Here is a 17,626-nt window from a genome sequence, read left to right as displayed (position 1 = left end):
TCGGGATGCTTGATGATGCATCTCCCGAAATAAGAAGAGTAATTGCAGATAACTATTATCTACTTGAACCCATTTATACTCAATCTTTTAAAATTATTAAAGAATCAGGTTGGGTGTCAGAGTTTATTGAAATGGATGTCACTGACAAGGCATCCAAAGTGATTATGCAAGGGATGGATTTATTAGGTCCTGATGTCAATCAATGGAATAATGAACATCCTCTCATATCTGCTTTTACAAAAATAGCGAAATTAGTGGAATTGATTTCCTCTCTTCAAGACAAGGAGATGGCAGAACAAGATAGAGAAAAAGCCATAGAACTTATTCGTTCGATGTTAAATGATTTAGACAAAAACCCCTTTATTAATAAATTAAATTTTACTGATTTAGAAAATTCAAAAGCAATACAAGATTTATTTAGTTGGTTCAAAAACATTGAAGAGGATGGTTTTAACTTTACTAAGAACTCTTTGAAGAACTATATTTCTTGGGCCAATCATTATTTGCCCTCATTAATTTTATTTACCGATCAACTTGAACAACAAAATTACCTAAAATCTGGGCTCCTATCTACAGAGTTATGTTCTCAGATAGAACACCTAAGCAAACAAGCGAATCAACTATTATCTGTACCGAATACCTTTGGCGTTAGCGAACGAGTTATTTCCATTGAATCATTGCAAGCTCTTAGAGAACAACAATTTAATAGCATTCAAGTTAAAAGTGTGCAATCTCTTGTAGCCATTGAAAATCAACAAACAGCCGCAACAGAGTTTTTTCGAATTCTCAAAACCTATAAGGGGGAGTCTTTAGAAATCATACCAGAATCTGATCGTGTGTTGTTACGGAAACTGTATCCTAAAATCCAAATGGCGTTAGCACATACCGACTTGAATCTTGAAAATCAGTTAGCAGCAGCATTAAATAAAGTTGGCCCGGAAAAATACGAGCCCAAATCAAAAGCCTGGTGGCAAAAAGCTGTAGGATACGTAGCGAATTATATTGTAAGTGCTGAGATTGATAAGATATTAGGCGCAGAAAACGCGATTGCTCAATTCATGTCAAAACAGATTGCTGCAGAAGAATTTAAGATCCTGATTGCAGAAAAATCTCGTGACCATCTAACTCCTAATAAGGTTAAGGAAGAACAGCTTTCTCTTGAAAAGAAGGCGTCTCAACGCATCCTTCTCATCAAGACTGAGTTAATGAAGCAACCTACCCCAACAGAGGTTGTACCGCGAGAACTTGTTCCCGTAAAGCCCAAAAATTTAGTTAATTTACGTGGAACACTTACTACAATTCAAGAGATGAAACTATCGGGAACAGTTAGGGAAACAAGGACTAGTTTAGACACCCTCATCCACCGCCATCTATCCGAATACCAATCCTTTTTTACAGAATTACCTTATCGAATTAATGAACATGATCCTGATTTAGTGAAACAAATTAAGAAAGTTGAAATGAGCTTAACTGCCCTGGAAAATGCACTTAAAGATTTTGAGGGAGTGGATCTTAGTTATGGTGTCATGATTCGATTGACCTATTTTATTGCAATAGCCTCTGCAGCTTCTCAATTAAAAAGTAGTATTGAAGAGCTCTCACCAAATACCCAAAAAACACTTGCGCCAATATTACAACAGCTATTAGCCTACAGCAGATCCTTTTCAGCTATGAGTTCCATGGATTCCGATCTCACTGCATTAGAACAATTAAAAAATGGAGGAGAAATATCAACTCTACCAGAGCAGCCTAAAGCAACCACAACACAGAAAGGCGGAGAACCTAAAAAACCACCTAAAGATTCTGAAAAAGTGGTTACTGAAACAGAAGGGCGCCCTAAAAAAGAAAAGTCTCAGGATATCTTAAATTATGCTAATAAAATCGCACAAGCACGAATGGTTTTATTACAACGACTTAAAACGACTTTATCGGCACCCCTAGCATCACAATTGCATCCTCAACCAAGTGGCGAACCTTTTATCAATATAGAAAACGATCCACCTCAAATTGCTGCAATAAAAAAATTAATTAATAGTATGTATCATGCTGAAAATGCTCTAAAAACGTGGGATGGCATCGATACAAGTACGCAACTGGGTAAAATTGCTGCCGCTCACCAAGGGGTAGCCGCTTTATCACAAGTATACAAATCAATTGCGTTAATCGCTGAGGCTTCATCAGAAGTTCAGAATTTAGTTCGTGAGAATGATGATTTAATAAAGCCTGTTTTTTTAGAAGCCAACAAATTAGTTAGGCAATATGGCTGGGCCAGTCAATTTAATGCATTTGATGTAACTAAAAAAATTGGTAGTATTATTGGCCAATGGACGAACTCCGTTCAAACTGAAAAAGAACATACATCCGCAATTATTCAATTAATGACCGAATTACCAACATTAATGAATAACCTTTCCAGTTTAATGGATCCTGATGTAGAAAAATCCGTTGATCGATTGAGAATTAGTGAGAGAAGTATCAATAACATTAATGCATTATACTCACTGGTAATCGAAGAAAATGTTTCTTTCGGCAATGTATTTAAAGGAATCAACTCAATTGTCGGAATAATCGATTTAATAAGAAAAATTCAAAAAGAAGGAATTAACTTACAGGAAACCACAATACAGTTTTATCAAGAATGGATGCAAGATAGATATCCCGAGTTAATGATCCTGCTTGATAAAATTGAAACTCGCCATTATTTGACTCCAGGTCTTTTATCAAAACCCATTGCTCTTGAATTGAATAAAATCAATGACAAAATAAATGAAATCATTGAAGCAAAACAAAATAATCGATTAAAACCAATTCCTCTTTCTTTTGATATGGGAAAAATCAGAAAGGAAGAGCTCGTGATAATGAAAAAAGAGCATCTTTTAGAATTGTTCCAAATTGAATCGCAACAACGAGCCGCTATTGATTTTTTGGGGGTCTCAAAAGAAACAGGGGTCAACCAATCTCAGGGATTTCTGCTGAAGAGCTGGCACAATTACGCCTTGCATTCGTCACTATCCAATCGGCTATGGCAAGTACTAACTTAGATTTAACTAATGAATTTATCGCTCTTTTAAATCTACTTGAAACTTCTAAACTTGGGAAAAAGGAATCTAAAATTACGATAGATTCTTTAATGAAGCTAGAACCATTGGTAGATGCTTATTTAAAAAACTCCAGAAAATCATACGAATTAAAAATTGATGTTATTAATAGTGCAATTGAGGACGTGAAATCTCAATCATTTGATCTTCAATTTGACACCTCAGAAGATATAAATATTCTTCAATTACGAAAGCAATTTATAGAAGAGGAAAGCAAAAAGCCTATTGTAGGACCTGGTGAACTAAAAGAAGTTTCCGCGTCATCTCTTGATTCAGTGCGTGGTAATATCGCGTATATTCAAGAATTAAATGTATCCTCCAAAGTTGCTGATTTAAGGGAGGACTTCTCTGCTATTACCAAAGAATATTTCTCTGTTCAACTTCAAGAGTATCTGAAAAAAGCACCTGATGAACAAGTACATGTCATCCATAAAAATGATCCTCTTATGGTACGGCAAATTAAAGCAGTCGAAAATGGATTATATTCTCTGGAAATGGCATTTCATCACTTTGAACAAATGAACAAAAGCGATTCACTTGTATCGCAAACCAAGGCGCTTCTAGAGATTGTTGATAATGCGCGGCAACTAAAAGTGGCAATGGAAAGCATGACTCCAGAACTCATCGAGCGTTATGGTCCATTAGTTTCTGCCGTCGTAGATTTTGGCAAAACAATTCAATCATTTGATTACAATAAAGAGGATTGGGCTGATCTTAAACTTGTTTTATGGAACGCACATGATACTTTATTAAAACGAAATACACCAAGAAAAGAATACATTCAAAAAGCATTCCATGACGCTGGAGTTCGTGAAGAGATAGTACATGTCGATCCTAATGAACCTGCAGGTAAAAAAGCTGCAAAACTTGGTATTAAATATGCTCATTTGGCATCTCCTGAATTAGAACGTGCAAGATCTTATTTAAACTCTAAATATAAAAAGGTATTTGGAGAACAACCAGAGGTTGTTCGAGCTTATACAAGAGAAGAACTTGCCGATAAAGAGTTAATGCAAAATGAAGTGGCTCGGATGAAGGAAATATTAGATAATTATTATGGCCTGAACATCACTACGGGACGAGCTTTACTCGGTTTGTTAAAACAAGTTCAACGAGTTGGCGCACAAACTGCTGAAATCGCGAATATGATAAATGTCTTAGTTAAAGATGATTTTCCTCAAATAAAAGAAGATAGTTACAAAGAGTTAATTGTCAAATTATCACAAGAAGAAGATTACTTATGTTTAAAACCTGGAACTCTTATTAATCCTGCCATGGCTGCTTTGAATCAATTTTTCTTATCCGTCGCTTTAGAGTTGGATATGCCCTTCAGTAAAAAATTAGCTCTTATTGATGAAGAACGATATATAAATATTATTCTTAATGAAACTCAAAATGAGATAGAAGAATTAGAACAAAAACTAAATAAAGACCCATCAAATCCCGAAATATCATTAAATATTAGTGTTAGAAAAGATAAAGTCGCTTTTCTAAAGCAACAAGTGGAATTACTTAAAGAGCAAGATTTAGAGAAAACAAAAAGTGCTTTATTGGATGTACAATTTGAAGTTATCCTTCGCGATCATCTGTTTAAAACAACCATTAAAGAACCTATCATTCAAGAGTACGAAAAATTAGTTCGCGCACATTACACTAAAAATAAGGCTCAATTTTTGTCTGTAGATGAATGTTCTGCTGCAGTAGTTAAATCACTCGAGCAGTTTCAAAAAAATAATATTGCTAATTATTTACTGGTTTCTGAAGCATATGACCGACTTCATAAATTTAGTTTAAAGCTTCCTGAAAAAAATAAAGATTTAAAAAATCATATCGAAAGAATCAACAATATATTAATTAATAAAGACATTCCAATAGAGAAGCGTGCGTTAAAGGCTAAATCTCTTCCTCATGATGCTCACTTCATTCAAAAATTAAGAGCAGCTGATACAGGAACTTCATTTTTGAAAAAATTCAAACAATTTTTGGTAATAATTACTTCTAGTGTTGTAGAGTCGATAAAAACGGGGGGAAATTTAGTCTCTATTTATCGCCAAAAAATCATGGAGCAATCAATAAAAAATATAGAGAAAACAATACGGTTTAAGGAAGCATTGGTTACTCGTACTACTCTAACTGAACATATACTTTTAGAGGAAATAAAAGAATTTGCGCGTGATCATTTCCAATTACTAATTACTAAAGAAAATCAAACACAAATAAAAGCTGCTTTTGAAGATTATTATCATACTAAGAACAAAGAACTTAGTGCAAAAACTAAAGATCTTTTATTATCGTTGAATATCCCTAAGGAAAAGATACAAGAATTTGATGCGTATCTTTCTAATAAATATGGTCCCCAATATTCTCAAAATGCTCCATTTCACGAACTGGTTCACGATAAATTAAGTACAGGCACTGATGAGAGTGATTTTACAAATCGTTCCCATGCCACGAAGCTGGATGAATTTACCGGACTCTATCAATTAATTAATCAAGATATTACAGAGCAATCCCGAACCCGGTTAGGTTTCTTTAAGCAGCAACTAAACCCGGTGAACGAAGCATCATTACAGCAAGAAATCTTAACACAAAATAGCAATAGCTTACGGAATAAATAGGAATAATAAAGACCTTACTATTTTTATATATCTAAATATTTCAAATTGACAACAATTAAAAAGAACCGTACGCTGGTTATTGATTCATTAAATCTATGATTCCCATAAACGCAATTAGTAAATAAATGATCAAATGGAGTTTTGTATGAAATTAAAAGGATTAGGCAAGAGTTTAAGTTATTCAATGTCCCTGCTGGGGATGGTCTTTGGATTCACTGCTCAAGGGCACGCAGGTGCAATGGGCCCAGTAACTGCTTTAAGCACGCCAGGAAAAATCTATGTGGGTGTTTTCGGTGGTGGAGGAGCATCTACAAATGTCAGTATCGCGCAGTATGGAACTGCTTTTTTTCCAGAAGATACAATAGGACCTTTGGCTGTCAATGGATTTGGTCATACAGATACCCGTGGAGTAGGCATTGTTGGGGGACAAGTTGGTTATCAATGGTCATCAATATCATTGAACTTATTCAACTCACTATCAGGCATAACACCCGCAGTTGAATTAGAAGGATATTATGTTGGAAAAAGCACATTTACGGGCCACGATATAAATAATGAGACAGCAAGTCTGCCAGAGCATGATTTTTTAGTATCCTATCCTCTGAATACAGCAGTTTTTCTTGCTAATGCGGTAGCAAACTTTGACCTCTCCAATGTAAATAGAGTCCACCCTTATGTCGGTGCCGGTATTGGTGCTGCAGTTTTATCCATCTCAGGTGCTGATTCAACCCAAGTTGCTCCACCAGAAGGAGGCGTCAATCATTACAATGGAAATCCTAGCGATAAGGACGCTACTTTTGCGGCTCAAGTAAAAGCTGGTTTAAATTTTGATGTAACCTCAAATGTAAATGTTTTTGCTGAATATCGATGGCTGTATGTCTCCAATAGCGATTATAGATTTGGCTCAACTGTTTATCCAGCTCATGTCCCAACAAGTCCTTGGTTAGTAGAACTAGGCTCACAAAGCTACAATATGGGAGCTGCGGGGATTCGTTTTAGTATCTAACAATGTAAGCGCGTTTTATAGTTAATTAAGCGCGCAAACATCCTAGCCTCATATCACCTTAATTTTAATTATTTTACCATTTAGTTTTTAACAAGTTTTTGGGTATTGCAACTCAAAATCCAATAACCTAAGAAATAAAAATTCTTTATTTCTATATGAAATGCTTGATACCAAAATACCTGTAGAAATTAAACTAAATTCCATTTCATGGATAAGTCTCAAAATAATAATTAATCTTTTGAAAAATAAATAATATTTAAAATATTAATATGTCATATGAATATAATCACTTGTCAATATATACATCAAAAAAGATAAAATATATTCATTTTTTAAGTTTTACGGTTATTTATGATACATCACTTATCTTTTGTCTCCCCTTTAAACTCAATCGGCAACCCAGATAGATCGTTAGTAGATTTTATTAATCATGCTAATGAAGACATACAAAACATTAATCAACTCATTCAGGCTTATAATGAAGCGCAGTGTGAGGAAGCGTCGATTGATGCCTTGAAATATGTCCTTCGATATAAACAATTTATTGAAAATAAATACAGTGATAAGTTTGTGAGTATGTGTCCGGAATTTTCAATTGAAATACAAACAAAATTGTTTTCCAAACTAAAAGCCGAATTTGCAAAATATAGTATTTTTAGTTTGTATGGAATGTTTGATTCCTCCACGCCAACAAAAAATGAGTTTGCAGAAATTTTAGCTGATATGGAACCAGAAAAAGTTAATCGTTTAATTGATATGTTATCAAGAGGAGAGTTTTTTGATATTAACAAATTGATAACATTATATGCTCCATTGGAAAACCCTAAGTTTGATCATTTTATAAAAAATACTGACATTTCCTTTTTAGGGGGAGCGAATTCAAAAAACTTCAAATTATATCCCAAAAACGGCAATCCTCCCTATGTTCTAAAAATTGAGAATCGAATGGGCACCCCCAAACAACCCATTATCAATCTTATGAGGGAGTCATCCGTGAAAGATACGTTCATCCCGGAAGAAGTAACACGAACAGGCACCTTAAGCATATCGAGATACCGAGAGACAAGATCTCTTTCGGTGACTCCCTTTTATCCACATGGGAATCTCATTATTCATAGCAAAAAACATGGTTCTGACGATAAGATGCGTATTAAATCAGCTCTTCATATGTATCAACAAATGCTAAGCATTTTAATTAGGCTAGGTCAAGAAGGCTATGTATTTCCAGATATGAAGAATACTAATTGGCTGGTTGGTGAGAATAGTGAGTTAGCAATTTCCGATAATAAATCCTTAGTTCCATGTATCGATGGTAAAATTACTAAAATCATGGCCAACTCCCTCTTGCGAACTTCTTATTTAAGTCCTCCAGAAATAGTAACCATTCTCATAAACCCCAAAAAAAATACATTTCAGTAGATAAAATGCATGCGCACATGCTGGGAAAAAATCTGTATCAATATGTCACTGAATGCGGGGAAGAAAAATTGTATCAAATCACTGACGCGTCACAATATGATTTTATTTATCCTATTTTTCAGACAAATGAAGGTACAGAATTACAAAAATTAATTGAAAAACTGGTTCAAGATGAGCCTGAAGCGCGACCCTCACTCAAAGAAATTGAAGTTCAATTGCATCGAATCGAGTCTCTAATTCAACAGAAAGAAGAACTATTGAGAATCATCAATAAGCTTAAAACAGAAAATACTCTCCTTTTAAATCAAATCGAGAGATGTAGCTTCGGAGATAACGATGAGCATATGGAAGATTTTATCAATGAAAAAATAGAATTGATAAATACGAGTATTAATCCAGAAGAGCTTGAGAAATTAAAAATAAATTTAGAAACCATTTTAAAGGATCAACTAGCAATCGATTTTGTAAAGTCTATTCTTCATAACGTTCGGATAAAAACAAATTGTATGAACAATATGAGGTCCAAGGCTCATAAAATTGAACTTAAAATATGTAATATTCCCGTTGAAGATAGAGTAAATATTATAAATAAAGATTCTCAATTAGGTCATGAAGTGCACCTGCTCATTGCCTCTAGCAGTCATTTTACCTTTTTTAGACCATTAAAAAAATTTGTTGATTCTGAAATTAAGGAAAAAAAGGTCATTCATTCTTATAAAACCCACTTTGAAGGATAAATTCATGATCCATCGTTACAAGAAGCCCATTAAAAAATTGAAAAAAATCATCGACAAAACAAAATATTTCCTCTAAATTTACCCTCAGATCGATACATCATTATGACTCACCGTTCCAAAGTTTAAAAAGTACCCTATGGAAAATTCTGAATTTATTTTAATAATCATGGCATTTTTACTTGGTGTTCGTCATGGTTTTGACTTAGATCATTTAGCAACAATTGACTCGGTAGCGAGGGTAGTCAGCGAGAATCGAGCGCTAGCAAAAATTGTAGGTCTTTTATTTTCTCTCGGGCACGGCTTCGTCGTTATTTTAATCAGTTTGATTATTGGTTATGGATTTGAACCTGCATCTGTTCCACTATGGTTAGATGGATTAGGCAATAGTATTTCCATCTTTTTTTTATTAGTATTCGGAATAATAAATCTGTATAGTATTTTCCAATCACCCCAAAACTCCGCTTTGCCAATCAGCTTAAAGAACTATATATCAAAAAAGCTCATTCACAGGGATTTTAATCCTTTTTATATCATATTCATTGGAGCTCTCTTTGCCTTATCCTTTGATACAGTGAGTCAGGTCATCTTATTTTCTCTTTCTGCTCAAGCCATGGCGGGATGGCTATTTTCAGGACTACTGGGTGTCGTTTTTATGTGTGGTATGATGGTATCCGATGGGTTAAATGGATTCATTGTTTCAATAGTAATCCAACGTGCTAATGCGGGATCTCTTTTACTTTCCAGACTAGCGGGGCTCATGATTGCGTCATTTAGTTTAATCATTGGCTTAATTAATTGCATCAAAATGTATCATTGAACATCGAGTTATATATGCATGAATTGTGGCTGTGCAAAAATATCCTAGAAATTATTAGAGAGAAAGCAAACGGCACTCAATGTACTCGCGTAAAAAAAATAATTTTGGAAATCGGTGCGCTTGCTGCAATCGAAAAAGATGCTTTAATTTTCAGTTTTAATGTGATTACGGAAGGAACCGTTGCAGAGAACGCTGAGCTTGATATTATTGATATCTCTGGCAAAGCGTTTTGTGAGTCTTGTCAACAATTAGGACCTTTACAACAATATTATGATGCGTGCCACGCTTGTGGCAGTCATGCATTAAAAATTGTCCAAGGTGAAGAACTACGTGTGAAATCGATGGTGGTGGAATAATGTGTGGAATATGCGGCTGTTCTGAAGAGAATCACAAGGGAAATAATTTGCATGAGCATGAGCATGAGCATGAGCATGAGCATGAGCATGAGCATGAGCATGAGCATGAGCATGAGCATGAGCATCATATGCCTGAAGAGCATTTAATTCATATAGAACAAAATATTTTAGCCAAAAATCAACGATTCGCGCTCTATAATAAAAACTATCTCACACAAAAAAATATTCTGGCGTTAAACATCATGTCCAGCCCTGGCTCCGGAAAAACTACTCTTTTAGCAAAAACAATCCAGGATTTAAAAAACGAATTGGATATGGCTGTTGTTGTTGGGGATCAGCAAACTCAATATGATGCAGAGTTAATTAAAGCCAATGGAGGGCATGCAATCCAAATAAACACCGGAAAAACGTGTCATTTAGATGCACATATGGTAGGCCACGCTTTGAGTGATCTTTCTTTAAAAGAACGATCGCTTCTGTTCATAGAGAATATAGGAAATCTCGTCTGCCCCGCCATGTTTGATCTGGGAGAAGCCTTCAAAGTAGTCATCCTTTCCGTGACTGAGGGGGATAATAAACCACTTAAATACCCAGATATGTTTCGTTGTGCTGATTTAATGCTTATCACTAAAATGGACTTGCTTCCTTACGTTACTTTTGATCTGAATAAATGCATTGACTATGCTCGTCAAATTAAACCTGATATTGAAACTCTAACCCTATCAACAACTAAGGGAGATGGCTTAAACGGTTGGTATGAATGGTTAAAACAAAAGCATCAGTAAAAAATGGAACGATTACAAATAAGGGTTCAAGGACAAGTACAGGGAGTTGGTTTTAGACCCCACGTATATCGTATAGCCCAACAGTTAAAGCTCACCGGTTGGATACAAAATGATGCTTGTGGGGTATTGATTGAAATCCAAGGAATTTTAGCCCAGCATTTTGTGACCTATTTACAAAAAAGCTTACCTCCAATTGCCAAGATAAATCATCTGCAATTAAAAACAATACCCTTACAAAAGAATGAAGTGGTTTTTGAAATTCTTAAAAGTAAGGCAGGCAAAGTAAAGACTATTATTTCGCCTGATATGTGTATTTGCTCTGAATGTTTACAAGAACTCTTTGATCCTCAAAGCCGCTATTTTCGATACCCTTTTTTGAATTGTACTAATTGTGGTCCAAGATTAACGATTACGCGTAGTCTTCCTTATGATCGTTGTCAAACGGCAATGGAACCTTTTCTTTTATGTCATGAATGCCAGGAAGAATACACTGATCCTGAAAATCGACGTTACCACGCCCAACCTACTTCCTGTGTCCATTGCGGCCCCCAACTTTCATTATCAGTTGAAAAAATAGCTCAAGCTATTACCCAAGGTGAAATAATTGCATTAAAAGCATTAGGAGGTTATCAACTCATCTGTGATGCTCGTAATCAAACTGCCGTAACAAAATTACGCACAAGAAAAAATCGTGAAGCAAAACCATTTGCACTAATGGTTGCCAATGTTTTAAGCGCAAGAAGGTTTGTTCAAATAGACACACCAGAACAAAATTTATTAGAAAGCTCCTCTCGTCCTATTGTATTACTCAAGAAAAAAGAAACCGTTAGTGAGCTCAGTGCTAAAATCGCTCCAGGTTTAAATACTTTAGGAATCATGCTGCCATATACTCCTTTGCATTATTTGCTTTTTAATGCCTTTGCCGGCAATACCAATGGATGTGAATGGCTGAACGAGTTTCAAACGATGGCTTTAGTCGTCACTAGCGCTAATTCTAGTGGGGAACCACTTATCATTGAAAACCATTGCGCAGAACAAGAGTTAAGCCATATCGCCGATAAAATAGTTTCCTATAATCGGCAAATTATCACTCGCGCGGATGACTCAGTAATACGATTAGTTAATAATAAGCCTATCTTTATCCGTCGTTCGCGTGGATTTGTTCCTACAGCCATCCAACTTCCACAGGAAATCCCTCCAACTTTAGCATTAGGTGGGCATCTGAAAAATACCTTTTGTGTTACTCGTGGTAATGAAGCCTTTGTATCGCAACATATTGGTAGTTTAACTAATAAAGCAACTATTGAATTCTTCCATGAATCATTATCTTATTTGCTCCATTTTTTAGACATAAGGCCTGAACGAGTTGCTCACGATTTACATCCTGATTTTTACACTACACGTATAGCACTACAATATGATGTGCCTGTTATTGCAGTACAACATCACCATGCTCATCTAGCTTCAGTAATTGCAGAGCATGGTATTCAAAAACCTGTTCTAGGCTTAGCGTTGGATGGGTATGGGTATGGTTTAAATGGCGAGGCTTGGGGTGGTGAGCTGTTTTTATTAGAACATGCAAATAGTACTCATCTGGGTTCGTTTTCTCCTCTTTTACAACCCGGTGGCGAGCGAGTCGTGCATGAACCGTGGAGAATGGCCGCTAGTGTTTTAAATGAGTTAGGCCGAGGAGTTGAAATAGCAAAGCGATTTGCAGATTTCCCACAAGCAAACACAATGCACTTATTATTAGATAAAAAAATTAATAGTCCCGCTACGAGTAGTTGTGGTCGTTTATTTGATGCTGTGAGTGCATTATTAGGCATCCAATTCGTTTCTCACTATGAAGGACAAGCAGCCATGCGTTTAGAAAGCTTGGTTACTCAGGTGCAAACGTTACCTGATGGATGGCGCATCAAGGACAAGTGTTTTGATCTGCTTCCGACTCTTGAAGTATTAACAAACGAAACTGAGCCCAAAACCGGAGCCAATCTTTTTCATGGGACACTTATAGCTGGCCTTACAGCATGGATCAAAGGAATTTGTCGTGAAAGAAAAATTGATATGGTAGTATTAAGTGGGGGCTGCTTTTTGAATCAAATATTGGTAGAAGGGTTAACCAGGGCATTAATTGCCTCTGATATTACTCCATTTTTACCCATTAGTCTTCCTCCAAACGATGGCGGAATTTCCCTGGGACAAGCTTGGATTGCCGGAATAACAAAATAAAACAATTGAGTAGATTAGGTAAAGTGACTTGATGCCCTAAAACTTTTGCGCTTAAGCCTACTTCTACAAAGAGGACTGCTATGTGTTTGGCTTTACCCGCACAAATTACACAAATTCTTGATGATTCCCGAGCCTTTGTAAGCATCGGAGGCATCAGCAAAGAAATTTCTACAGCACTATTAGAAGAAGTTATTCTTGGGGATTATGTTATTATTCATGCAGGTTATGCTTTAACGCGACTTGATGAAGAAGAAGCACAAAAAACATTAAGTTTATTTGCCCAAATGATGCAGGATACAGTAGCATGAAATATATTGAGGATTTTCGAAATGGTGACGTAGCAAAAGTATTTGCTCAAAAAATTCACTCACAAGTTAATCCGAATCGTCTTTATCAATTTATGGAATTTTGTGGTGGCCATACTCACGCCATTCATCGTTACGGTCTTCCTAGTTTGTTGCCGAATAATGTGGAAATGATCCATGGACCTGGATGTCCTGTTTGTGTGCTTCCTATGGCTATTACTGATAAAGCCATTGCATTAGCAACTATGCCTAATATTATCCTTTGTAGTTATGCGGACATGTTGCGCGTTCCAGGAACCGGACAAAAGAATTTGTTACATGCCAAAGCATCTGGAGCAGATGTCCGCATGATTTATGCAGCCAGTGATGCCTTGAAAATTGCCCAGGAAAATCCACAAAAAGAAGTCGTATTTTTTGCTATTGGTTTTGAAACCACTACACCACCTACTGCTTTAATTATCAAACAAGCAAAAAATTTAAAAATCCCCAATTTTAGCGTTTTTTGCAATCATGTTTTAACACCTATACCCATGGAGCATTTATTGCGCGCTAATGAAGTAAAGCTTGACGGATTTGTTGGGCCCGCTCATGTCAGCATCGTAATCGGCAGCAAACCTTATGAAACAGTATGTAAAAAATATAATAAACCTATTGTGATCTCAGGCTTCGAACCTTTAGATTTATTGCATTCAATTTTGATGCTTATTCAACAAATCAATGAAGAGCGATGTGAAGTAGAAATACAATATACACGGGCTGTGAATCGTTTAGGGAATTTACTTTCCCAACAAATCATGGAAGAAGTTTTGGAGTTACGTGATCAGTTTGAATGGCGAGGGCTGGGAATTATTCCACAAAGCGCTTTAAAAATAAGAGCAGAATATGCTGGATTTGATGCAGAGCAACGCTTTGATCTGCCAGATAGTAGATCTAAAGAACACAAGCAATGCCTTTGTGGTGAAGTACTACGAGGAGTGAAAAAACCAATCGATTGCAAATTATTTGCCCGAATATGTACTCCAGAAAATCCTCTTGGCTCCTGCATGGTTTCTTCCGAGGGAGCCTGTGCTGCAGTATATGCTTATGGAAGGATAAATGTATGACAGTAGAAGCAATAAAAACTCCAAAAATAAAAGCACCAAAACTCAACTTCAAAGAGGGTCTAATAAATTTAACTCATGGAAGCGGCGGACGAGCTACGTCCCAATTAATTGATCAATTGTTTTTAGCTGCTTTTGACAATCACTGGTTAGCACAAAAAAATGATCAGGCCTGTTTTTCAGTATCTTCCGGCAAAATGGTTATGACAACCGATGCACATGTCATTTCACCTTTATTTTTTCCGGGCGGAAATATTGGTTCTCTGGCAGTGCATGGGACAATCAATGATATCGCGATGGCAGGAGCGACCCCCCTGTATTTATCCGCCAGTTTTATTCTGGAAGAAGGATTCCCCCTCGCTGATTTGAAAAAAATTGTCGAGTCAATGGCCTATGCTGCAAGAGATGCCAATATCGCTATAATTACCGGTGATACTAAAGTCGTTGAACGTGGGAAAGGAGATGGTGTATTTATTACAACCACCGGAATTGGTGTAATTCCAGAAGGGATTCATATTTCCAGTGAATGTGCTAAACCAGGTGATTGCGTGCTTATTAGTGGCTATATTGGTGATCATGGAGTTGCGATTATGGCCCATCGTAATCATTTGAGCTTTCAAACTCAGATAGAATCAGACTCTGCTTCCTTACACGCATTAGTCTCGTGTATGCTCGATGCTGTGCCTAATATTCATTGCTTACGAGATCCTACACGTGGAGGTTTAGGAACCACATTAAATGAATTTGCGTCACAATCAAATATTGGTTTTATTATTGATGAACATAAAATTCCTATTCGCACTGAAGTGGCCAGCGCTTGTGAATTATTGGGACTCGATGCTCTATATGCAGCTAATGAAGGAAAATTAGTTGCTATTTGCCCTCCTCAAGATGCAGATACCTTATTAACTGCAATGCGCTCTCATCCCTTAGGAATCCATGCAGAAATCATTGGTGAGGTCATTGAAGACCCACGCAATCTTGTGCAACTTAAAACAAAATTAGGAGGAACGAGAGTTGTCGATTGGTTGGTGGGGGAACAATTGCCACGAATTTGTTAAACGCATTCAGCTTGAATTGAATACAATAGCCAATCATGATTGATCCACAATCACACTTTTAAGGTTAAACCTATCCATGGATGTAGATTGAATCTAGACGCAGGGGTTTTTATGACAACGAATAAGAGCAGCTTTTTTTTACCTTACACAAAACTACAAAATCTACTACAAACACTACAAGATGCTGGTTTTTCCTGCATTGGCCCTCAGGTACGTGATGGAGCCATAGTTTATGATGTGTTAAACCATATGCAACAACTACCTTGGGGAGTCCGTGATCATCAAACCCCAGGCGGGTATCAATTAGAAAAAATTAGCGAGCACCAAGCCTTCGCTTTCGCTAATGGTCCACAAGCGATCAAACCCCTTTTATTTAAATCCCAAGAAACTGTCTGGAAGGTAATACGCGATAACGAAGGAAAGCTAGTCTTTCAACCCCATCCCAAAGAAGAGCAACCTCTTGCTATTATTGGAGCCCGCTCCTGTGATTTAGCAGCAATGAGGATCCAAGACAAAGTATTTATTGAAAGCAAACACCCTGATCCTCGTTATCAAAAACGTCGTGAACAATTATTTGTAATTGCAATCAATTGTTCTTATTCTTCGGAAAATTGTTTTTGTGTTTCAGCTGGAGCAGGCCCTGACGTAAGCAATTCCTTTGATATTTTAATGACTGAAATTGACAATGGATTTGTAACCCGAATAGGAAGTAAACGAGGAGAGGCGATTCTTAACCAGTTGAATTTATCGAAAGCTAAAGAAACCCAATGCAAAAAAGCAAACCAAAATGTAGAAAACGCTGCAGCAATGCAAACGAAAAGAATACCCCTGGATAATAAGCGAGGATTACGTGATTTATTGTTTGCTAATTTAAATCATCCAAGATGGAACGAAGTAGCAGAGCGATGTTTATCTTGTGGTAATTGTACTTCGGTATGTCCAACTTGTTTTTGTCATAGTGAAGTAGAAAAACCCAGTTTAGATGGTACACATAGTGAGCACCAACGGGAGTGGGATTCGTGCTTTACTGCGGGTCATAGCTATTTAAGTGGAAAAACTATTCGTGATGATACACGTAAGCGGTATAGACAATGGCTGACTCATAAAGTTGGCAGCTGGTTCGATCAATTTGACACAAGTGGTTGTGTAGGATGCGGGCGTTGCGTTACCTGGTGCCCAGTCGGGATTGATCTCACTGAAGAATTAGCTGCAATTTCTGGAGAATCGAATGTGAGGTCTGTAGAAAGTGATTAGCCCTCCTTATGATCCCTATTTACCATTGGAAGCAATTATTGTAGAACGAACTCAAGAATCGGCCACCATTTTTAGCCTACATTTGCGTTTTCTTGATCCAAAGCTTCATAATCAATTTCTCTTTTACCCAGGGCAATTTAACATGCTTTATCTTTACGGAGTAGGTGAAGTCGCTATTTCCATTGTCTCTGATCCTGAAAGAAAAGAAACATTAACCCATACTATACGCGCCATCGGGAGAGTAACTAAAGCATTACAAAAACTACAGCCTGGAGATCGGATTGGGATACGGGGCCCTTTCGGTCGCGGCTGGCCTCTTGAACAAGCACAAGGAAAAAACATTATAGTCCTCACAGGGGGCTTGGGATGCGCCCCTTCAGTGTCTATTATTCACTATATCTTGGCCCGGAGGGAAAATTATGGCCATTTAAGTATTTTACAAGGGGTAAAGCACAGTGATGATTTTATTTTCAGAAAACAATATGAAATTTGGCAACAATCACCTAATACTATAATTCATATTGCTGCAGATCAGGCAGGCCCCAAATGGCCATGGGCTATAGGGTATATCACAGATATGATTGATAAGATTAACCTAACTCCTGAAAATACTGTAGTAATGATGTGTGGCCCTGAAATGATGATGAATACAGCGGTCAAGATACTCACTAAAAAAGGAATTTCTGAGCACGATATTTATTTGAGTATGGAGAGAAACATGGAATGCGGTATAGGACAATGTGGTCATTGCCAATATGGAGGTTTTTTTATCTGTAAAGATGGTCCCATATTTGCTTATTCCGAAATTAAAGAATTATTCAATGAAACAGGATTTTAATAA

The 17,626-nt window shown here is 36.7% G+C and carries 14 protein-coding genes; all 14 read left to right on the top strand.

Annotated features, from left to right (window positions below; all coding sequences use genetic code 11):
• Positions 1–5 precede the first annotated feature (5 nt).
• The 14 genes from EL220_RS18700 (at position 6) to EL220_RS06245 (ending at position 17,623) form a co-directional block, all read left to right on the top strand.
• Positions 6–3,041 carry a hypothetical protein gene (locus EL220_RS18700; RefSeq protein WP_232002658.1) on the top strand — a complete coding sequence of 1,012 codons (3,036 nt, stop codon included), beginning with the start codon at positions 6–8 and terminating at the stop codon, positions 3,039–3,041.
• Complete coding sequence (locus tag EL220_RS18695) at positions 3,023–5,716, top strand: hypothetical protein (RefSeq protein WP_232002657.1); 2,694 nt, start codon at positions 3,023–3,025, stop codon at positions 5,714–5,716. The genes EL220_RS18700 and EL220_RS18695 overlap by 19 nt, the downstream gene beginning before the upstream one ends.
• A gap of 145 nt (positions 5,717–5,861) precedes the next feature.
• Positions 5,862–6,722, top strand: coding sequence for an outer membrane protein (locus EL220_RS06295; RefSeq protein ID WP_232002656.1), 861 nt, complete (start codon positions 5,862–5,864; stop codon positions 6,720–6,722).
• Between the two features lie 351 nt (positions 6,723–7,073).
• A complete protein-coding gene (locus tag EL220_RS18690; RefSeq protein WP_232002655.1) occupies positions 7,074–8,141 on the top strand; it encodes a hypothetical protein in 1,068 nt (355 codons plus the stop codon).
• Positions 8,142–8,158: 17 nt separating this feature from the next.
• Positions 8,159–8,878 carry a hypothetical protein gene (locus tag EL220_RS18685; RefSeq protein WP_232002654.1) on the top strand — a complete coding sequence of 240 codons (720 nt, stop codon included), beginning with the start codon at positions 8,159–8,161 and terminating at the stop codon, positions 8,876–8,878.
• 136 nt (positions 8,879–9,014) lie between these two features.
• Entirely contained in the window at positions 9,015–9,695 is a 681-nt protein-coding gene (locus tag EL220_RS06285; RefSeq protein WP_027271162.1) for a HoxN/HupN/NixA family nickel/cobalt transporter, read from the top strand.
• Between the two features lie 14 nt (positions 9,696–9,709).
• The gene (gene hypA, locus EL220_RS06280) at positions 9,710–10,051 is read left to right on the top strand and encodes a hydrogenase maturation nickel metallochaperone HypA (protein WP_027271163.1); all 342 of its coding nucleotides are present in this window, start codon (positions 9,710–9,712) and stop codon (positions 10,049–10,051) included.
• Entirely contained in the window at positions 10,051–10,836 is a 786-nt protein-coding gene (hypB, locus tag EL220_RS06275) for a hydrogenase nickel incorporation protein HypB (RefSeq protein WP_027271164.1), read from the top strand. Before hypA ends, hypB begins: the two co-directional genes overlap by 1 nt.
• Positions 10,837–10,839: 3 nt before the next feature.
• Positions 10,840–13,065: a carbamoyltransferase HypF gene (gene hypF / locus EL220_RS06270; RefSeq protein WP_027271165.1), complete on the top strand. Its 2,226-nt coding sequence runs from the start codon at positions 10,840–10,842 to the stop codon at positions 13,063–13,065.
• A gap of 80 nt (positions 13,066–13,145) precedes the next feature.
• Complete coding sequence (locus EL220_RS06265) at positions 13,146–13,373, top strand: HypC/HybG/HupF family hydrogenase formation chaperone (RefSeq protein ID WP_027271166.1); 228 nt, start codon at positions 13,146–13,148, stop codon at positions 13,371–13,373.
• A complete protein-coding gene (gene hypD, locus EL220_RS06260) occupies positions 13,370–14,473 on the top strand; it encodes a hydrogenase formation protein HypD (protein WP_027271167.1) in 1,104 nt (367 codons plus the stop codon). The genes EL220_RS06265 and hypD overlap by 4 nt, the downstream gene beginning before the upstream one ends.
• Positions 14,470–15,531, top strand: coding sequence for a hydrogenase expression/formation protein HypE (hypE, locus tag EL220_RS06255; protein WP_027271168.1), 1,062 nt, complete (start codon positions 14,470–14,472; stop codon positions 15,529–15,531). The genes hypD and hypE overlap by 4 nt, the downstream gene beginning before the upstream one ends.
• Positions 15,532–15,642: 111 nt before the next feature.
• On the top strand, positions 15,643–16,785 hold the full coding sequence (locus EL220_RS06250; RefSeq protein WP_027271169.1) for a 4Fe-4S dicluster domain-containing protein: 1,143 nt from the start codon (positions 15,643–15,645) through the stop codon (positions 16,783–16,785).
• Positions 16,778–17,623 carry an FAD/NAD(P)-binding protein gene (locus EL220_RS06245; RefSeq protein WP_027271170.1) on the top strand — a complete coding sequence of 282 codons (846 nt, stop codon included), beginning with the start codon at positions 16,778–16,780 and terminating at the stop codon, positions 17,621–17,623. Before EL220_RS06250 ends, EL220_RS06245 begins: the two co-directional genes overlap by 8 nt.
• Positions 17,624–17,626 lie beyond the last annotated feature (3 nt).

Origin of the sequence: Legionella sainthelensi, assembly GCF_900637685.1 — a bacterium.
GTDB classification, from domain to species: Bacteria; Pseudomonadota; Gammaproteobacteria; order Legionellales; family Legionellaceae; genus Legionella; species Legionella sainthelensi.
Note: the sequence above shows the minus strand (reverse complement) of the source record. Positions and strands in the feature narration are given on the sequence as shown.

Coding starts and splice junctions, on each gene's coding strand:
- EL220_RS06295 (WP_232002656.1), top strand. CDS start 5,862: ATGAAATTAAAAGGATTAGGCAAGAGTTTAAGTTATTCAATGTCCCTG.
- EL220_RS06285 (WP_027271162.1), top strand. CDS start 9,015: ATGGAAAATTCTGAATTTATTTTAATAATCATGGCATTTTTACTTGGT.
- hypA (WP_027271163.1), top strand. CDS start 9,710: ATGCATGAATTGTGGCTGTGCAAAAATATCCTAGAAATTATTAGAGAG.
- EL220_RS18685 (WP_232002654.1), top strand. CDS start 8,159: ATGCTGGGAAAAAATCTGTATCAATATGTCACTGAATGCGGGGAAGAA.
- EL220_RS06250 (WP_027271169.1), top strand. CDS start 15,643: ATGACAACGAATAAGAGCAGCTTTTTTTTACCTTACACAAAACTACAA.
- hypD (WP_027271167.1), top strand. CDS start 13,370: ATGAAATATATTGAGGATTTTCGAAATGGTGACGTAGCAAAAGTATTT.
- EL220_RS18700 (WP_232002658.1), top strand. CDS start 6: ATGCTTGATGATGCATCTCCCGAAATAAGAAGAGTAATTGCAGATAAC.
- hypE (WP_027271168.1), top strand. CDS start 14,470: ATGACAGTAGAAGCAATAAAAACTCCAAAAATAAAAGCACCAAAACTC.
- EL220_RS18690 (WP_232002655.1), top strand. CDS start 7,074: ATGATACATCACTTATCTTTTGTCTCCCCTTTAAACTCAATCGGCAAC.
- EL220_RS18695 (WP_232002657.1), top strand. CDS start 3,023: ATGGCAAGTACTAACTTAGATTTAACTAATGAATTTATCGCTCTTTTA.
- hypF (WP_027271165.1), top strand. CDS start 10,840: ATGGAACGATTACAAATAAGGGTTCAAGGACAAGTACAGGGAGTTGGT.
- EL220_RS06265 (WP_027271166.1), top strand. CDS start 13,146: ATGTGTTTGGCTTTACCCGCACAAATTACACAAATTCTTGATGATTCC.
- hypB (WP_027271164.1), top strand. CDS start 10,051: ATGTGTGGAATATGCGGCTGTTCTGAAGAGAATCACAAGGGAAATAAT.